Annotated in this window: 10 protein-coding genes; all 10 read right to left on the bottom strand. The window is 37.5% G+C overall.

Going from position 1 to position 17,503, the window contains the following annotated elements:
• Nucleotides 1-164 precede the first annotated feature (164 nt).
• The 10 genes from A8L32_RS19680 to A8L32_RS19635 all read right to left on the bottom strand — a co-directional run bounded on the left by A8L32_RS19680 (nt 165) and on the right by A8L32_RS19635 (nt 17,484).
• Nucleotides 165-1,589, bottom strand: coding sequence for an MFS transporter (locus A8L32_RS19680; RefSeq protein ID WP_075591301.1), 1,425 nt, complete (start codon nt 1,587-1,589; stop codon nt 165-167).
• A 67-nt stretch (nt 1,590-1,656) separates the two neighbouring features.
• Nucleotides 1,657-2,721, bottom strand: coding sequence for a glycosyl hydrolase family 17 protein (locus A8L32_RS19675; RefSeq protein ID WP_083631420.1), 1,065 nt, complete (start codon nt 2,719-2,721; stop codon nt 1,657-1,659).
• Nucleotides 2,722-3,062: 341 nt separating this feature from the next.
• Nucleotides 3,063-3,983, bottom strand: coding sequence for a glycoside hydrolase family 17 protein (locus A8L32_RS19670; RefSeq protein ID WP_198931822.1), 921 nt, complete (start codon nt 3,981-3,983; stop codon nt 3,063-3,065).
• Nucleotides 3,984-4,157: 174 nt separating this feature from the next.
• Nucleotides 4,158-5,045, bottom strand: a complete 888-nt coding sequence (locus A8L32_RS19665; protein ID WP_075591300.1) for a glycoside hydrolase family 17 protein — start codon at nt 5,043-5,045, stop codon at nt 4,158-4,160.
• 139 nt (nt 5,046-5,184) lie between these two features.
• Nucleotides 5,185-8,628: a hypothetical protein gene (locus A8L32_RS19660; RefSeq protein ID WP_075591299.1), complete on the bottom strand. Its 3,444-nt coding sequence runs from the start codon at nt 8,626-8,628 to the stop codon at nt 5,185-5,187.
• Nucleotides 8,629-9,090: 462 nt separating this feature from the next.
• Entirely contained in the window at nt 9,091-9,843 is a 753-nt protein-coding gene (locus A8L32_RS19655; protein WP_233145511.1) for a glycoside hydrolase family 16 protein, read from the bottom strand.
• Nucleotides 9,844-9,924: 81 nt separating this feature from the next.
• Nucleotides 9,925-11,031, bottom strand: coding sequence for a glycoside hydrolase family 16 protein (locus A8L32_RS19650; RefSeq protein ID WP_083631419.1), 1,107 nt, complete (start codon nt 11,029-11,031; stop codon nt 9,925-9,927).
• A 256-nt stretch (nt 11,032-11,287) separates the two neighbouring features.
• A complete protein-coding gene (locus A8L32_RS19645) occupies nt 11,288-12,778 on the bottom strand; it encodes a PKD domain-containing protein (protein ID WP_075591297.1) in 1,491 nt (496 codons plus the stop codon).
• Between the two features lie 28 nt (nt 12,779-12,806).
• Entirely contained in the window at nt 12,807-14,330 is a 1,524-nt protein-coding gene (locus A8L32_RS19640) for a RagB/SusD family nutrient uptake outer membrane protein (RefSeq protein WP_075591296.1), read from the bottom strand.
• A gap of 19 nt (nt 14,331-14,349) precedes the next feature.
• Nucleotides 14,350-17,484 carry a SusC/RagA family TonB-linked outer membrane protein gene (locus A8L32_RS19635; protein WP_075591295.1) on the bottom strand — a complete coding sequence of 1,045 codons (3,135 nt, stop codon included), beginning with the start codon at nt 17,482-17,484 and terminating at the stop codon, nt 14,350-14,352.
• Between the last annotated feature and the right edge of the window lie 19 nt (nt 17,485-17,503).

Here is a 17,503-nt window from a genome sequence, read left to right as displayed (position 1 = left end):
AGGCAAGCTTCAAGATTGTTTTATGATTTGATTGTTATACCAATTTTACTTTGAGATTAGCGTTAAATAATTTTAGTGTTTTTGCGGTTAATCAAGACGTAAAATATCGACGAGTAAACGTAAAAGAATAGCATTATAATGCTCATTTCAATGGAGTATTAGTTCTAAGATTCCTCTTTTCGCTTCACTAAAGCAGCTCTTATTTCGTTGGCTCGTTCTTCGGTAACATCATAATTACGCATCACAATAATGGCAATTAAGGTTCCTGCAATGGGTATGCCTGTATAAAAAGCACGGAGCCCTGTTATAGCATCTTCTGGTTGAATGGTCAGATCAGCATCGAAACCCACTGCCGACATAATGGCTCCACTGGCTAATCCAGCAATAGCAAAACCAAACTTTACCATCCACCAATAAATAGCCCCGAATATCCCCTCGCGTCGTTTACCTGTGTTGAGTTCATCTAAATCAATTACATCTGCTGTCATCGACATCATCAATGTAAAAAGACTACCAATACCGAATGAGAAAAAAGGCAAGGCATAAATGAACATATATGGTTTGCCCGGTATAAATAGAAACCATAACATGATGTAACCAATAATGGAAATACCTTGCGATAGGATAAATGCCTTTTTCTTTCCCATTATTTTTGACATTCGGGCCACAATTGGTATAACCAGAAAAGTGGTGACCAAAGAGGCTATACTACCAAAAAGAGTAGGCCAAATACCCGCTGCACCTGTATCCCCGTTAAACAGATAATACACTATAATAAAGAAAGAAAATGCAGCAATAGTATTGAATGCATTGAAGATAAAAAAGGTAGAAACACAAAGTTTTACAAATGGTTTTGATTTAAAAGCTTCAATAAAGCCTTTCAGAATTTCTCTTAATCCACCACCTACATTTTTTATAGTTAAAGGCACATAATCTTCATTAACCGTGGATTTACTTTTTAGGAATATGGCTGGAACCATAGCGAAAAGCATACACACAATCCCCACCCATATGGCTAGTTCTCTGGTGGCAATTTCTGCCGATGCAAACCAAGTTTGGTCGTACATAAATACCCAAAACCAAGGCGCAACAACCCAGGCCCATTGACCAATCCATTGTGCTACTGCCATGATACTTGTTCGTTCATGAAAGTCGGTACTCATTTCGTAACCCATAGCCACGTAAGGCACACTAAAAATAGTTAGGCCTAAATAAAACACTAGCGACAGAATAAGAAAGTATATAAAATTATAATCCACTCCATTTTGGCGATATAACTGCCACATGGCAACAAAAGAAATACCTAGAATGATGGCTCCGATAAATACATATTGTCTTCGTCTTCCCCAGCGCGATTTTGTATTGTCTGAGATGAAGCCCATAATGGGATCTGTTAAAGAGTCGAACACGCGAGGCACAAAGAACAATATCCCCCACATCCATCCAGGAAAACCAAGATCCTGAACTAGAACAACCATAAAAATACTAAGTACCGCAGGAAACATTTGGTTGGCAAGCATTCCCATTCCAAAGGCTACCTTTTGTCCAAAGGGTACTTTATTCACTTGTACTGATTTATCATGTGCCATATATGTAGATTTTAATTATAAGTTCTAGGTATTCACTGATGGTCCATCTCACGTGTTTTTACACTCTTTATTTTAGTGCTGGATAAAACTCCTGCATAACTAACTTAGGCTTTCTGTCCACGGTGAAAATTCCCCAATGTTTTTCCGCACCCAAAGGGTTAGCCGTATTTCCTTTCCAATCTTCGTCAAAGGCTTCAAAAAAGAAAGTGGTGATATTATTCTCTTTACTCCAATCCATCATCCAGTTATAATACTTCAACTGCTTCTCTTCACTAGCTCTTTCTCCAAATTCTGAAGCAATAGTTGCCCAACCTGCTTCGGTTATAACGATAGGTCTACCAGGTAATGCCGCTTGAACTTCCTTTACATTTTCAATGGTGTAGCTAATGCCTTCTTCCAAATCTTTTCCTTCCCACACGGGATAAACATGAATAGAAACAAAATCCACTGCCTGAGCTAAGTCTGCACCATGATTTACCCACCATTTATAATTATCAGCCACAGTAACGGCTTGTTCTATCTCACTTTTAATATGATTTACATAGCTTATGATGGAGTCTGTATCTACTTTATGATCGTTCCACTCTACTAAAGATTCATTACCAACATTTACTGCACAAACTATTTGAGGATAGGCATTGGCCAAACGTATACCTTGTGCTATTTCCTTTTTGTTTTTCTCTTTGTTACTATCGAGCTCTGCTTTAGGTATAGGTTCTGTTAGCCATTCGCAGGTTTCGTGTGCACTTAACTCAGCATCCAGCCATATTCCTAATAATACCTTCATGTTGATATTATTCTCCTGTATTACTTTAAGTACCATTTTGGAGTTTACACCACTGTCGTACAAGCGTATTAGCTGAAACATAGAGTCCTGAGAAAGGATAGTTAAGTCCTCCAGTATTTCTTCGTATGATGGATTTTTAGCTCCCTCTCCTCTATCGGGATGCTGACCACTGCGAAAGCCCGAATAACAAATAGCCTTTGACAAACCTTCTAAAAGCGCATCTTCTGATTGAGGTAACTCCATCTTATTTTTTTCCGTTTTCCCTACCTCTTTTTTTTGTTTTGGGGCTTGACAGCTAACCGTGACAATAAGAAGTAATAATGATATTTTTAAAAGTATTTTCATATGTTTAAAAATTAACAAAACCGTGATAATCAGCGCAAATCCCAATCGTCTTCCTGTGTGATCCAATTATTTGCTCCAGCCATGCCGGTTTCATCTGTTTATAATTTTTGTATTAGTAAAATGTGCCGAAAATTTCTGCACATTCAGGAACCCGCCTATATATCCAAAGCAAAGCTCTTTAGTACATTTCTCACTCAAGCGATGCGTAGATTTGGTTTTGGTTCATATTCCCAGGACCTTGTACTGAGCTATTATGATATCTCCCTTTCAAGGCTTGATTTACATCTCTAATACTTGCGCATATAACTGCCTCCTTTTAACTCAATAGTTGAATATTTACCTTAAAGCAAATGATTCATTACCTTTTTTGGTTTGCGATCTACAGTAAATAAACCCCAATGTTTTTCTGGTTCGTTGGCATCTGGCGAACCCTTCCATGGTTCGTCAAAAGCTTCAAAAACAAAAGTTAGTATCCCTTCCTTGTCGCTCCAATCGACTAAATCGTTATAATAAATAGATTGTAAATCCTCACTTACATTACCAGGGTCAATTCCTCTCCCGTTTGAGTTAGTGGCCCAACCAGCTTCGGTAATCACCACAGGCTTATGTGGGTACTTATCTGCAATACCATAATAGTTTTGTTTGGTATACTCTAGGGATTCATGAATGTGTTTGTACTCCCAAACTGGATAAGTATGGATAGAAATAAAATCAACCTCATCCACCAATCGTTTTAGCTTATCGTGCCAAGGCACATAGTTTTCGCAAAAAGTAACTGCTTGCTTACATTCTTTTTTTACCATCCTTACATATTCAATCACACTATCAACAGGAACATAATGATCCGTCCAGTGAACCGTGGCTTCGTTACCTACAGAAAGTGAGCATACTATGCTTGGATATGCATTGGCTTTTTTAATCAACTTCTTTATCTGAAACAGATTATTTTCTTTATTGGCGGCTAACTCCTCTGGAGGATATGTTCCTCCCCAAGGACAACCAAAATTATTCATCTCAGCTACGATATAAGCTCCCAACATCACTTTAAAATCAAGCTTTTCGTTATTGATAACTTCCAGCACTATGTCGGTATGCTCATCACAATCGTATAGTCTCAGATATTTCCAATGACCTTGCAAAATCAATAAATCCTCTTTTATTTGATCGTAGCTTGGATATACAGCTCCAGGCGCTTGTCCTTCTCGGAAACCCGAATAACAAATCGCCCTTCCTGGCTCAATATTTATATCTTTTATTTTCATATTTTTCAATAAGTATCAACTTGTTTGTTCACTATTTCTAGTTTCCGACGCAAAGTTTCATTGTTGATATAATAAACAGGCCATACGTCGGGTTGATTCTGATAATCAAGCTAGGACCCTGTCCTAAGCTATAACATTGCGCCTCTCTGGTGCTTTATTATTGATACCTCTTTCTTACAAATACTTTAGCTTCTCATCTTTATCCCAAATACCCCAGAATGCACCAACATCACCTTCAGCAGAGGTCTTCCAAGCTTCATCAAAGGATGAGAAATAGAACATTTCTATATCCTCCTTATTGGACCATGATTGTGCATTGATAAAATATTTGATCGCATTTTCAGTCGATGCTTCTGCACCGTAATAACCACCACCTGCATTGGGCCATCCTGTTTCTGTAATAATTACCTTTTTGCCTTTGGCTGCCATCAAGGCTCTTCGGTACATATCTTTCATGTAGAGGAATGAATCTTCTAACGAACACCCTTCCCAGAAAGGATAACAGTTAGCTAAAATCACATCGCAAGCATCTGCCACAGTTTCTCTATTACAGAACTCATAATAAGCATCTACATAACCCACTGGTATACCGGGTAATTCATCTTTCACTCGTTTGATAAAAGCTAACAGTTCTTCCTCTGATAAATCCTCGCGATAAAGCACTTCGTTACCTACAGCTACTATATCAGCATGGCCTGCTTTAGCTACTTTTATCACATTGGTAATTTCTTGCTCGTTGATTTTAGAATCCGTTCCTAACCATGCACCTACCAAAGTCTTCATTCCTTTTTGCTTGGCTATTGAAGGAATCAGTTCATTCCCCTCTGTACAAGAAAAAGTCCTTACCCATTTGGCATAAGGTTTTATAATTTCCAATCGACGTTCAATTTGCTCTATACTTAACTGATCGCCTGGCTCTTGACCTTCTACATAGGGGCTCATACATATGCCATGCATGCCTTGTTGTAAAGTATCTTTGTACAAAGGCAATAAATCGCTGATGTTTTTACCTGAAAAATTGTTTCCGTAAAGTGACCTTATGTATTCTTTCCTTGCTGACATGACTATTAATAATTTGTTTATACTCCTGTTATCAATGCGATTTCATTTCTCTACTATTTATAAAAACAGTAAGCTATTTTGATATTAATACTCAGCGATTTTAAGCCCTGAGTATTAAATCACCTCGGATGCACTACCATTATTCCGTTAATACAACCTTAACTTGACTAACTTCACCGAGGCGATTAAATATTTTATTACTAATCTCTGTATCGATACAGTTACCTTTAAAAAGGGTGGATTTTCCGTTTGCGAATAGAACTTCTATTTGAGAACTTACACCTTGCGTATACACCACGGGCACCTTACAAAAAGTATAAGCCAATTGACCCGATTTTAAAGCAAGCTCTTTTCGTTCTCCTACTATATTGTAAAACTCAAAGCTGGTTGCTTCAGTCAGTACATCGTTATGATTGATTAAGGCTGTGTTAAAATGGATTTTTCCATCTTTAACTGACACCCCCAGCTCGGCCAAACGAGCAATTACATCTTCTTTCACTTGACCCGTCATACCAGGCTGTTTAGCTCCTGCTCCTCCAGGCGAATGAGAATATGCATCAGTTGGAAATGCACCATATAATTCTGGAGATTTATAAATTCCTATACCCGCTTTTATCTCGTAGTAATGTTGTTTTATTCTACCTTGCAACTCGGCATTGGCGCCTTCTTCAATGGCACCAAAGTAGCTTTCTTGTGTTGCTAATAAAAGCTTAGAAACCATATGCCAATAGATACTTCCTAAACCTTCGTATCCATAAAATGTACCTGAACGTCCTGTGAATGATTGATGATCAAACATCTCTTCGTAAATATCTAATACTTGGTTTTTATCAGATGCTATTAACTTAGCGTACTTTGCTTTATCTAAATCATCAATGGCTGTTTTTAAAACATCGGCATTACGCAAAGCTCCATTTAAGTGATACGCTCCGCTTAAATCTTTCTTTAAAATAGATGTATCTCCATCTTTTACTAGCTGGCTCAATAATGCTGAGCTTTGTACTTTTTCTGTAGGGATGGTGTTTTTATCTTCAAAACGGGCTAGTTGCCTATCTGGATAAAGGATATAACTATATTGATCTTCTCTGAATAATGCACTTGCTTTAAGGGCATCCAATACTGAAAGACTCTCTGAAGCATTTAAATAACCAGAACTCAATACAGCTACTTGACCCTCTAACATTTCGTATAAATAACGGATAGATGTAGTTTTCTCCGCAAATGAAATAAGGTTATATGAATGGTATAATCCATCGCTACGTTTATTCGCGTTAATGGATTGATCCATATACGATAACGCTACATTAGCAAAGTCAACCAACTGACTTACGGCTATGGTTTTCTTATCACCAGAGAAGCCATACTTGTAAATATTATTTCTGTATTTTTCTCCTGCTAGGCCAAGAACATCTGCAAAGTGTCTTCTATCTTCATCAGAAAATCCAACTTTAAGAATATCTTTTTTTGTATCGAACAGATTATGAATGGTACTGAGTAACTCAACAACTTCTTCTGAGATAAGAACTTCTTGCTGCATATTTTCGGCAAACTGCTCCGACCAAAATTTTAAGAAACGACGGATATAATACAAGGTAACCATAGAAACTCCATTACCTACCAATGCATTGTTGGCATCATTCCACTCTGGGCGCTGCGTATTTAACCAAATACCTGCTTCAGGAATAAAGTTGCTTAGTTTAGATAATAGGGTAACCAGAATCTTTTCGCTAAGATTCACTTTGTAAAGCTCGCCATCAGCACTCCAAAGCATACGGGCATCCGCTCCAGTATCTGCAACACGCTCCTTTATTTGGGTGTTTAAATCAACATCAAAGGTGATGGTGTCTTGCGGATTAGCTACAATATCTTTATATGATTTTATACGATACGGAACATTGGCGTAAACAAACATCTCCTTAGCAAGCAGATCGTTTAATTTACCTGGGTGATAAGCTTTTGATAACTCCAGAAACTTTTGCAGATAAATAATCTGATGATCGCCCCAATAACCTATGTACGCCCATGGATCTTCAGGATCGGGACATTCCCAATCAATACCTTCGCGTGTAATTCGGTATGGATTATAACCATCTGCTGTGGAAGCATTCACAAATTTACTAATCATACCTTCTACAAACTCTGGGTATGAAACAGCCAATGCTTCCCAATTCTGAAAGATATCGCGCCAGTTACCTTGATAGTTTAACTTTGGTGAACCGTCTTCATTTTTTGTTTCTATAGCAAATTGATTCCAAGGACGACTTGGGTCGCCATGCCTACGACTAAACGTTAATGGTAAATACTCATTGGCAATTCGCAATAAATCCACATCACCACAATCCATTGCCCAAGCACATAATTCTGGATAATTAATTTCTACAGGAAGTGCATCGATAGCATCTGATACTCTATTTAGAACTTGCTTATTTGTTTGACCTACATAAAGTTTAAAATCGGCACTATTTACTTTATAGTCTTTATTAAAAATACCGCCACGCATAACGTTAAACATGGTATTTGAAAAATGACGTGCAGATGAAAGAGTATCATTTCCTAACTGTAAACCATCGGCATCAGAAACAATCTTAATTAGATTTTCGGTTCCTAACTGTATGTCATTTTTTACAGATTCAACTATATTAATATTTCCCAGCTGGGTGTTTAAATTTGCTACAGCAGCACTATCCTGATTAATTTCAGCTACTATCATCCACTCCTGCGAAGTTTTTCCGTTAAGTAAAATTTCAGCATTTAAATAATATGCACCTCTGGCAGCTCTAATATCTATTTCAGTTTCAACTGTACAACCCTTTTTAAAATTGGCTACCTGCTTATCTGATAATAGAATTTTTCTATCCGCTAAACCATGCGACCAAACCGTGGTTGTTTTTAATGATTCACTGGGCTCTGCTCTATCAACAGGTATAGAACTGAGCATAAATAAACCCAAGCCTGTTTTTTCTAACAGTTCATTTTTTTTGTAAGCATCTAATAAATTACTGTAGGTATTCTGAAAATCAAAATCAATTCCATAAGGAAGTATATTTTTAATTCCATCTAGAAACGATAGCTGAATTTGCTTATCCGTTATATTACTAAGCTGAGATTGCTTTACAAAACCAAACTTTTCGGTATAGCTCCACTCATACTTAAAGGCGATACCTAGATCATAATTGATTTCTTCAAATATGATTTTATTACCGTAAATGTTTTTGTATAAGTTCCGTTCTATTTGGTATACACTTAGCTCTTCGATAAAAGGTTGCCACAATAAAGTTTTATCTTCTTGGTCAACCAACAATATGGTATTACTTCCTGTTTTTCCTTTGTAATCGTGAATTTTATCGTCGGTGTAATAAGGAAACAAAGCATTATCTCTGTTTTTTCTACCAGCCGACAATGACCCATTGCTTGATATAAACATCCAGTGATCGGAATCACTTACAATGCTCATAAAAAAGTCAGGCATTTTATCATAGTTATTGATTTTGTAAAACTTCTCATTATCAATAATTACAAATTCCCCTTTTACTTCTTTTTCTGTGTTATTCAGATTCGTATTTCCTAAATAAATACTTTTCATTTTTCTGTGTTTAAAAATTAGTATCAAGTATCAGAACTGATAAAAATGGAGGTGTCCAATTTCTATTCTCCATCATATGTTTTTAATACTTAACCATGTCTTCATCCTAAAAACATTATTGGTTTATTATAAATCACTTATAAAGGGATTCCATAAAATGATTTAATGAACTGTATATGTAAATGGTACTTTTTTGTACACTTTAAATGTCTAATCAAAATAGCCTATTTAGTGTTTGATTATAAAGTCAACTACTTCATTATGCTTGTCATAAAAACAGTCATTTACAAAAAGTATACTCCTTGATTTTTATGACTTCACAAGCCTGATATTTGAACTTTATAACTCAAACCTTTTATCTTAAAAAAGACTCGGTTGAGGCCATACTTTTTCACTTTAGTTTAGGGTGTAAGATTCCTGTAAAGCAGCAGTATTGCTCCTTTTGTCAGCGAAATTGATTCGTTACTTTTTTTGGTAAACTCTTACATAATCCACCTCCATGGCTTGAGGAAATATGCTGTTATCAACGCCATGTATACCTCCCCATGTTCCTCCAACTGCTACGTTGAGTAATAGATAATAAGGGTGGTTAAATGGCCACTCATCTGTATTATCAGATTCTTTTTTAAAAGTGAAGACCTTCCGGTCATCCACATAGAAGTCGCATTTATTTTCTGTCCAATCTACCGTATAGGTATAAAACTCCTTTTCGGCTTTTGGTAAAAATACTTTACTCGATTTTTGTGTTCTATGCATTCCATTAAAGGCTCCAGTATGCACAGTAAAATGTATAGTATCAGGATCGTAACCAACGTGTTCCATAATATCTATCTCACCGCTTTTAGGCCAATTCCCATATTTATTTTCGCTTGGTAGCATCCATATAGCTGGCCATATTCCTGTTCCCTGGCTAACCTTAGCTCGCACCTCTATTCGGCCGTATAACCAATCGCCTTTTCCTTTGGTCATAAGTCGAGCCGATGTATACTGAGTTGGAAATCCTTCTTCTTTTAAAGCACGAATATGCAATTTACCATCTTTAACTATTGCGTTTTCTTTTCTATAAGCTGTGTAATGCTGGAGTTCACTATTACCCCATGCCCATGCATTACCCAGCGTATCATATTCCCATTTTTCAGGATTCGGTAGGCCTTCGTATTCAAATTCATCACTCCACACTAATTCGTACCCCTCTTTGTTTTGACAACTTGCCATGAGCAAGCAAACAAAAACTATATATATAATATTAAACCCCTTCATCTTATTTCAAATTACAGGAACTTGTATTCCTATTTTTTAATTATCCAGTTCGTAAACTCTCACATAATCAATCTCCATGGTTTGCGGAAATATGGAGTTGTCAATACCTTGTGCTCCACCCCATGTTCCTCCTACTGCCATATTGAGTATGAAAAAATGAGGTTTGTTAAATGGCCAGTTGCTATCATTTTTTACAACAGGCGCATAAGTGTGTACCACATTTTCTGGCGAATCGATATAAAAGGTAAGTGCATCTTCCTTCCATAATAATCCGTAAATGTGGAAAGCTTCTTCTGCCGTTTCAAGTGTTTTACTGCCTCCATTTCCATTGCCTCCAGAACCTGATGTTGTATGCACAGTACCATGAACTACATTAGGTTGGTAGCCCACATATTCCATAATATCTATTTCGCCACATGCTGGCCAACCTACACTATTTAAATTGGCACCTAACATCCAAATGGCTGGCCAAACGCCTTTACCCGATGGCAATTTTGCACGCACTTCAATTCGTCCGTAGGTAAACTCTTGCTTGCCCCAACTAATCATTCTAGTAGATGTATATGAGCCTTGAGCTTTATTATCATTCACTTTTTTTGCGGTAATGCTTAACATACCATTTGCTACACTAACATTGTCTCCCTTTGTATAATATTGTAATTCTTGATTACCCCAACCGTTATCGCCTGTACCTTCTTCAAAAGTCCAGTTCCCTTGGTTTACAGCGCTGCCTTCAAACTCATCTGACCAAATTAAATTGCCACCTGAGTAATCCGGATCATCTTGCGCTATTTCAATGGTTTGTGTTATGGTTTTAGTATCGCTACTATTATTGGTTGATCCCCAAACAAGCAGCGTAACTTCATAGCTTCCCTTAAGGGGATAATTAATAGAGCGAACCGATGTTTTATCAGACTCTTTTGCCCCTAAACCAGCATCCTTGCCGTAGTCCCATTGCAGATATAAATAATCTCCTTTCGAAGTATTGGTAAAATGTACAAGGTTTGGATTTTCACCATCTATCTCATAGGTAAAATCAGCAGTATATTCAACTGCTTCATCATCACCTGAGCAGGCATGAAGGCCTAAGCTTATAAATGCAATGAATGATAGTTTTAGAAAATTGAAATATTTGATTTGCATTGTATTAAAATTTGAACCGTTCCAAAAACGCTTGTCATTTGATTGTTTATAAGATGAGGGTGTTTAAAGTCGACATCTGAAAAAATTAAACCTTACGATTTATAAGTTTATTATATGTAACCCCACCAAACCTCCCTAAAGCGGGAGGCTTAAGTCCTTTTTAGGGAATTTAGGGGTTTATAAGAGATGTAAACTTTTAAACTGAAAGAATCTAAAATATTCTATGTGGTTTTTAAACACGCTCATCTCTTTATAATTATTTAATTACAATAACATTATTGCTAGCAGACTTAATTGTTGCTACAGAATTTTCCATTCCTTGAATGTCATCGAAATAAGCTTCTATGTTATTGGCATAAGCCCATCCTTCTCCACCATATTGAATAATGAACTTACCTAACTCATCTTTGTCTCCATGAGCTGATCCAGCATATTTCTCGCTAAAATCAAATATAAGTGTTACCCACTGATCTTCGTAGTCTTTAAGCACATCCGTTTTAAGTGTCATTTGAGTTTGCCAAGCGTTTCCACCTAAAGCGTCATTCTGAAATTTTAACTCAAGTGTCATCTTTTCTTCATCTGTATCAGGAATCGTAATCCAATCTCCAGCAACTACACCAGAAGGCGTATAATCATTTGAACTTGGGATGTACACTTTCATCATCACCTTAGAACCGTTTACAAAGTCAATGGCTTTGCCTGTAAGGTTTGTTCCAAAGTTTCCGTAAACATCGCTACTTCTTGTAAATTTACCCACGGTATTTTTGTTGTTAACAGGATCTTTTGCTTCCGCGTTAAACATGGTTGAACTTCCCACAGGATCAGTAAGCCAAGTTAATGATGAGTTACCTTCAAATGCATCAAGTAATGTAGTGATAGATATAATTTCAAGCGGTTTTGCCTCTGGCTCTTCCGTCAGCTTATCTACAGGAACCAATTTAGTGTACCAGAAAAAGTTGGCATTTGTATCCCAGAAAGCTACTTCTAATAAATCATCCGTAACCGTAATTAATTCATAATTCATAGCTCCTGCATAATATCCTAAGAATGCAGTTCCTGTAGATAATGTGGTTCCTGCCACCACGCAAGTACTTGTGGTACCATCATAAGGCATAATAAAATCACCACCATCTGGTTCTTGGTTTCCTTCGGTATCGCCTAGGTCGGCAGCCCAACCGCCGTTGGCATAAACATCACCGTTAGTTACTTGCTCAACAGTTAATCCTGCTTCAGTTAATGAAAAGGTAAAACGATCGTCGTATAAACCTTTGCCTTTACGTGCTCCAGGTCCATCCGCATGCCACTCTGTAGGATTAGCCAAGGTAGGTCCTAAGCCAAAAGCACCTGTGGCATAACCATCAACCGCCCATGTCTTTGATCCATCACCAATCAATTGATCGTAAGGATATCCAGATAGAAATGCTGGGTTATCTTCCGTAAGAGTAATATCTTCTTGAACGGTTACTGTACCTCCTTGCGATATTAGCGTTAAGCTAATGGTATAAGTTCCTGCTAAAGAGTATTGCGCAACTACTTTATTTCCGTTAGCAGATACGCCATTTCCCATATCCCAAACTGCAGAAGTCCCAGGGGTATTATTAATCAGATTAAACTCATTAACCACACCTGTATTTTCATAAGTCCATTGCGCATCGTCAGCTGTAATATTCTTTGGCATGCTGTACTCATCAGGAGAACACGCTCCAAACGCAAATGCCAAAACTATGATATATATAAAATTCTTCATTTTTATTTCTTTTAATGTTAGCTATAGACTAGTATCCGTCGTTCTGAACTAATTTAAATTCTCCCTCAGTCTTATCAATTTCCGATTGAGGAATAGGAAGATATTTCCAGTTGTCATTCCAAGTTCTTTCTGATGAATATTCAGGAACACTCTCGGTTAATACATCGGTATCACCCCAGCGAACGATATCCCAAAAACGCATGCCTTCACCAACAAACTCTCTTCTTCGTTCTAACTTAATATTTGTAGCAGAAGCAACAATTGAAGGAACACCTGCTCTTCCTCTAATGGCATCTAAGCAAACTTGTGCAGTTAAGTCGGTAGTTGGTGTTTGACCATGGATTGCAATTAGCTCGGCCGCATTTAACAATACCTCAGCATAGCGAAAAATACGTACGTTATTTTCGTAGTTCAAATCTTGTCCGTATGGCGCATCGTTATAATCTTCGCGAGCAGCATACTTAGCCATAAAGTAACCTGTATTTTGAAAACGTGCCACATAAGTTCCCTCTTCAAAACTATTGATAGAACCAGCTAATCGGGCATCTCCATCTTCATAAATAGAAAGTAGTTCAGTACGAACAGGACCAAAACCCCATCCGCCAGTGTAAAACTCTTCTCCACTTAATAAATCGCTAGCATCTTTTAGTGAGTTAGGAGAAATGAAAGCAGGTAGGTTTGTTCCAAAACCATTCCAAGCTGCACCCCAGTCTTTCCCTTCAGGAAGTTGGTTAGCCTCGAAAATTGAACCTGCACCAAACTCACCTTCTCTATCCCAAATAGACGCAAAGTCAACTAATTCAAATTCACTACTTCCGTAAATCGCTTCCATATCTTTTAAAACTTCGGCATATTTACTTTCGTCTTTTTGATACATTACAATACGTGCTTTCAACATCATAGCTGCAGCTTTGGTAGCTCTACCATCATTGGCAGCTGTTGTTTGCATGGGCAACTTGTCGCCTTCAATGGCAAAATCAACATCTTCAATTAACTCAGCATAAATTTGATCAGCCGTAAATTGCGGAGCCATATATGGCGCATCTAAATCGGCCTCGAAATAAGGAATATTACCCCAGAATTTCCATAACCAATGCACGTAATATGCTCTTAGAAAACGTGCTTCAGCTCTGTACTGTGCTAAACTTTCATCGCTTACGCCAACTGAATTATCACAAGCATTTAAAACATTGTTACATCTACTTAAACCTGAGTAATAAATGCCCCATAAACCTGATGGTGTTTCGTTGGCATTAACATTAAACTGCGACATTAAATAAAGTACTCGCTGGTCGCCAGCATCACCACCACCTTTGTAAATATCATCCGAACGAAGATCGGACATAAATGGTACCGAGTTATAGTTGTAGTCTGCATAACTATCAAACAATAGAATTTTGTATGCAGAACCAAGGTTCGATAGGATAGCTCCTTCCGTTGCTACACCACCCGCTTCTTGAGAATCGGTAGGCTCAACGGTTAGGAAGTCGTCACTACACGAGCTAAAACCCATTAAAGCGACTAGAAATATTGATAATATATATTTATTCATAACTGTGAATTTTATAAAATTAAAATGTGATGTTAGCACCGAATGAAATGGTTTTAGATTGAGGATAAATTCCTTTATCTACACCAATGGTAGTGTAACCGCCAGAAGCAATTTCTGGCTCAAAACCATCGTACTTGGTAAATGTTAGTAGGTTTTCAGCAGCTACATATAGTCTCATTCGTTGAATGATTTTCTGACTTAAAATACTATTAGGAAGTGTATAACCTAACTGAATATTTTTTAATCTTAAGTACGATCCATCTTTGATATATATATCAGATGAACGCCAGTTGGCATTAGGGTTTTTAGCAGTTACACGAGGTAGCTCATTTGATGTACCCGGTCCTGTCCAACGACCTAAACTCCACGAAGGTTTATTCATTGTTGAGATATCACCTCTTTGGGATAAATCAAAAATATCGTTACCAATACTACCTTGGAAAAAGGCGCTAAAATCTAAGTTTTTATAATCAGCAGCAAGTGTGAAACCATAGGTCCAATCTGGCATACCTTTACCAATTTTTGTTCTGTCCGAATCGTCTAATTCACCATCATTATTTGAATCTACAAATCTTACATCACCAGCTACAGCAGATTGTCCGTACATGGTATTGTATGCATCGGCATCAGCCTGCGTTTGAAAAATTCCGTTTGTTTTGTATCCGTAAAAATAAGGGAATACTTCGCCGTTCTCACCTTTTACAAAACTGCCCACACCTGAGGCACCAGAGGTTTCGTAAATATTTTCACCCGACTCATTACCCATGTTAATTAACTTATTTTGGATGTATGAAGCTTGAGCAGAAATGCTGTAGTTGAAATCTCCAATATTGTCTTTATAAGAAATCTCTATTTCTATACCTTCATTCTCCATGTCACCAGCATTGGCAATAGGTGCACCTAATCCAACATACTGAGGAATTGGTTGATCCATTAACATACCGTTGGTTTCCTTTTTAAAATAGTCAACACCAAACGAAAGAGCATGTCTGAAGAATCTAAAATCGGCACCAATATTAATTTGTTCTGATTCTTCCCATTTTACATTAGGATTTGCAATGCGAGATGGATTACTACCATACTGCATAGTAGAGTAATCGCCAGAACCGAAGTAATAGTTTTGTCCGCCATCCATTAAGCTGGTATATGAGAAAGCATCAATATTTTCGTTACCATTTTTACCCCAGCTACCTCTTAGCTTGATATAACTAATAAAGCTTGGTGCACTTTCCATAAAGGCTTCGTTGGTTACATTCCAACCTGCAGAAACAGAAGGAAATACTGCCCATTTGTTGTTAGGTCCAAAGTTTGAAGAACCATCTCTACGAACGGTTGCCTGAAACATGTAACGCTCGTCGTAGTTATAATCTAAACGACCGAAATAAGAAGCTAATGTTCTAGACGTAAAACCACCTGTTCCTCCGGTAACTCTTTCGTCATCTCTGTCGGCTATGGCATAATCAATAACCGCTTTGGTTGGATTTTCTTCCAATAAATCATAATCATCACCTGATAAGTCGCGCACGGTATATTCTTTTGCAGACTGACCTAGCAAGGCAGAGAAGTTATGTTTTTTGTTAACTGTTTTAGTATAATGTAAGGTGTTTTCAATTTGATATGTAAAACCTCTGTGCATGTTCGACCATACATGGCTGCGGGTAACTTCTTTACCTTGACTGGCTAAAAAGTATGGGTAGGTATATCCGTCTCCACCCCAAAATGCAAGGTCAACACCGTAACTGGTTTTAAACTTAAGATCTTTAACTAACTCTAGTTCGCCCCAAAAAGTAGCTACAATTTTATCTGAGTTATCCTGAGATCCCGAAGGCTCATTTAACATAGCCACTGGATTAGCAATCTCTTGGAATCCGGCTGGAGGCAATGAAAATACTCTTCCATCCTTATCGGTAACTGCTGTAGGATATTCTGCTAAAACAGCATCAGGGTCTTCAGCATAAACAGAAACTGTTGGATCAAATGCCAAAGCACTACCTAATATAGAACCAAACTCCGAGTTGGTTTCGATACCTGAAGATAAGATACGGGTATAACCTGCATTTACACCAACCTTAAAATTCTTAAATAAAGTTCTGTCTTCTTCAAAAACATTATACGTATTGTTTAAACGAATGCTGTAACGCTCGTAATTTGAACGACCGTAATCACCACCAACAATACCTTCTTGATTAAAGTAACCAAACGATAAAAAATAGTTGGAGAAATCGTTTCCGCCGCTTAAGCTAACTTGATGATTTTGAACAGGTGCATTTTTGTTAAAAACTTCATCCTGCCAATCTGTTCCGTCACCTGCATTTGCAATTTGGTCTGCTGTATACCTAGCATCATTACCATCATTTAATTCCATTTCATTCATGATGGTCATGTATTCATTTGCCTTAAGCATATCTTTGGTCGTCCAAGGGTTTTGGAAGCCGTACGAGAAATCGTAACTGATGGTAGCTCTTCCTTTTTTACCTGACTTGGTGGTTACCAAAATAACACCGTTGGCAGCACGTGCCCCATAAATAGCTCCAGAAGCAGCATCCTTCAACACCTCTACTGACTCAATATCGGAAGGGTTTAGATAGTTGATACCACCGTCTACAGCCATACCATCCACAATATAAAGTGGATCACTGTTATTTACAGTACCAATACCACGAATACGTACTTTAGAATCGGCCCCTGGCTGACCAGAGCTTTGTGTAATCTGCACACCAGACACTCGACCTTTTAGTACATCTTCAATACGTGATGGAGTTGCTTTTTCAAGCTCTTCGGCATCTACACTACTAATAGCAGCAGTTACCACACTTTTTTTCTGAACACCATAACCTACAACAATTACCTCATCAAGATCTGAAATTTCATTTTGTAGAATTACATTAAGAGTAGATTCACCAATGACATGTTCTTGCATTTCCATTCCAATAAAGGAGAAAATCAATGTTTCACCTTTATTCGCTTTAAGAGAATAAAGACCATCAATAGTAGTAATCGTTCCGTTGGTTGTTCCTTTTACAACAACACTTACGCCGGGAACTGGCATTCCATCCTCTGAGGATGTAACCGTACCTGATACTGTTATATCCTGTGACCATATAAGGGTGGTAGAGCACAGTAGCAGGATTAATGTTCCTAATAAATTTTTCATTTGCTTTTTGATTTAAGAA

Source organism: Labilibacter marinus, assembly GCF_001659685.2.
In the GTDB taxonomy this organism is placed as follows: Bacteria; Bacteroidota; Bacteroidia; order Bacteroidales; family Marinilabiliaceae; genus Saccharicrinis; species Saccharicrinis marinus.
Note: the sequence above shows the minus strand (reverse complement) of the source record. Positions and strands in the feature narration are given on the sequence as shown.

Bases quoted from the DNA above. Each gene is read 5' to 3' on its own strand.
- A8L32_RS19655 (WP_233145511.1), bottom strand. From the start codon at position 9,843: ATGGCAAGTTGTCAAAACAAAGAGGGGTACGAATTAGTGTGGAGTGAT.
- A8L32_RS19675 (WP_083631420.1), bottom strand. From the start codon at position 2,721: ATGAAAATACTTTTAAAAATATCATTATTACTTCTTATTGTCACGGTT.
- A8L32_RS19670 (WP_198931822.1), bottom strand. From the start codon at position 3,983: ATGAAAATAAAAGATATAAATATTGAGCCAGGAAGGGCGATTTGTTAT.
- A8L32_RS19640 (WP_075591296.1), bottom strand. From the start codon at position 14,330: ATGAATAAATATATATTATCAATATTTCTAGTCGCTTTAATGGGTTTT.
- A8L32_RS19645 (WP_075591297.1), bottom strand. From the start codon at position 12,778: ATGAAGAATTTTATATATATCATAGTTTTGGCATTTGCGTTTGGAGCG.
- A8L32_RS19680 (WP_075591301.1), bottom strand. From the start codon at position 1,589: ATGGCACATGATAAATCAGTACAAGTGAATAAAGTACCCTTTGGACAA.
- A8L32_RS19650 (WP_083631419.1), bottom strand. From the start codon at position 11,031: ATGCAAATCAAATATTTCAATTTTCTAAAACTATCATTCATTGCATTT.
- A8L32_RS19660 (WP_075591299.1), bottom strand. From the start codon at position 8,628: ATGAAAAGTATTTATTTAGGAAATACGAATCTGAATAACACAGAAAAA.
- A8L32_RS19665 (WP_075591300.1), bottom strand. From the start codon at position 5,045: ATGTCAGCAAGGAAAGAATACATAAGGTCACTTTACGGAAACAATTTT.
- A8L32_RS19635 (WP_075591295.1), bottom strand. From the start codon at position 17,484: ATGAAAAATTTATTAGGAACATTAATCCTGCTACTGTGCTCTACCACC.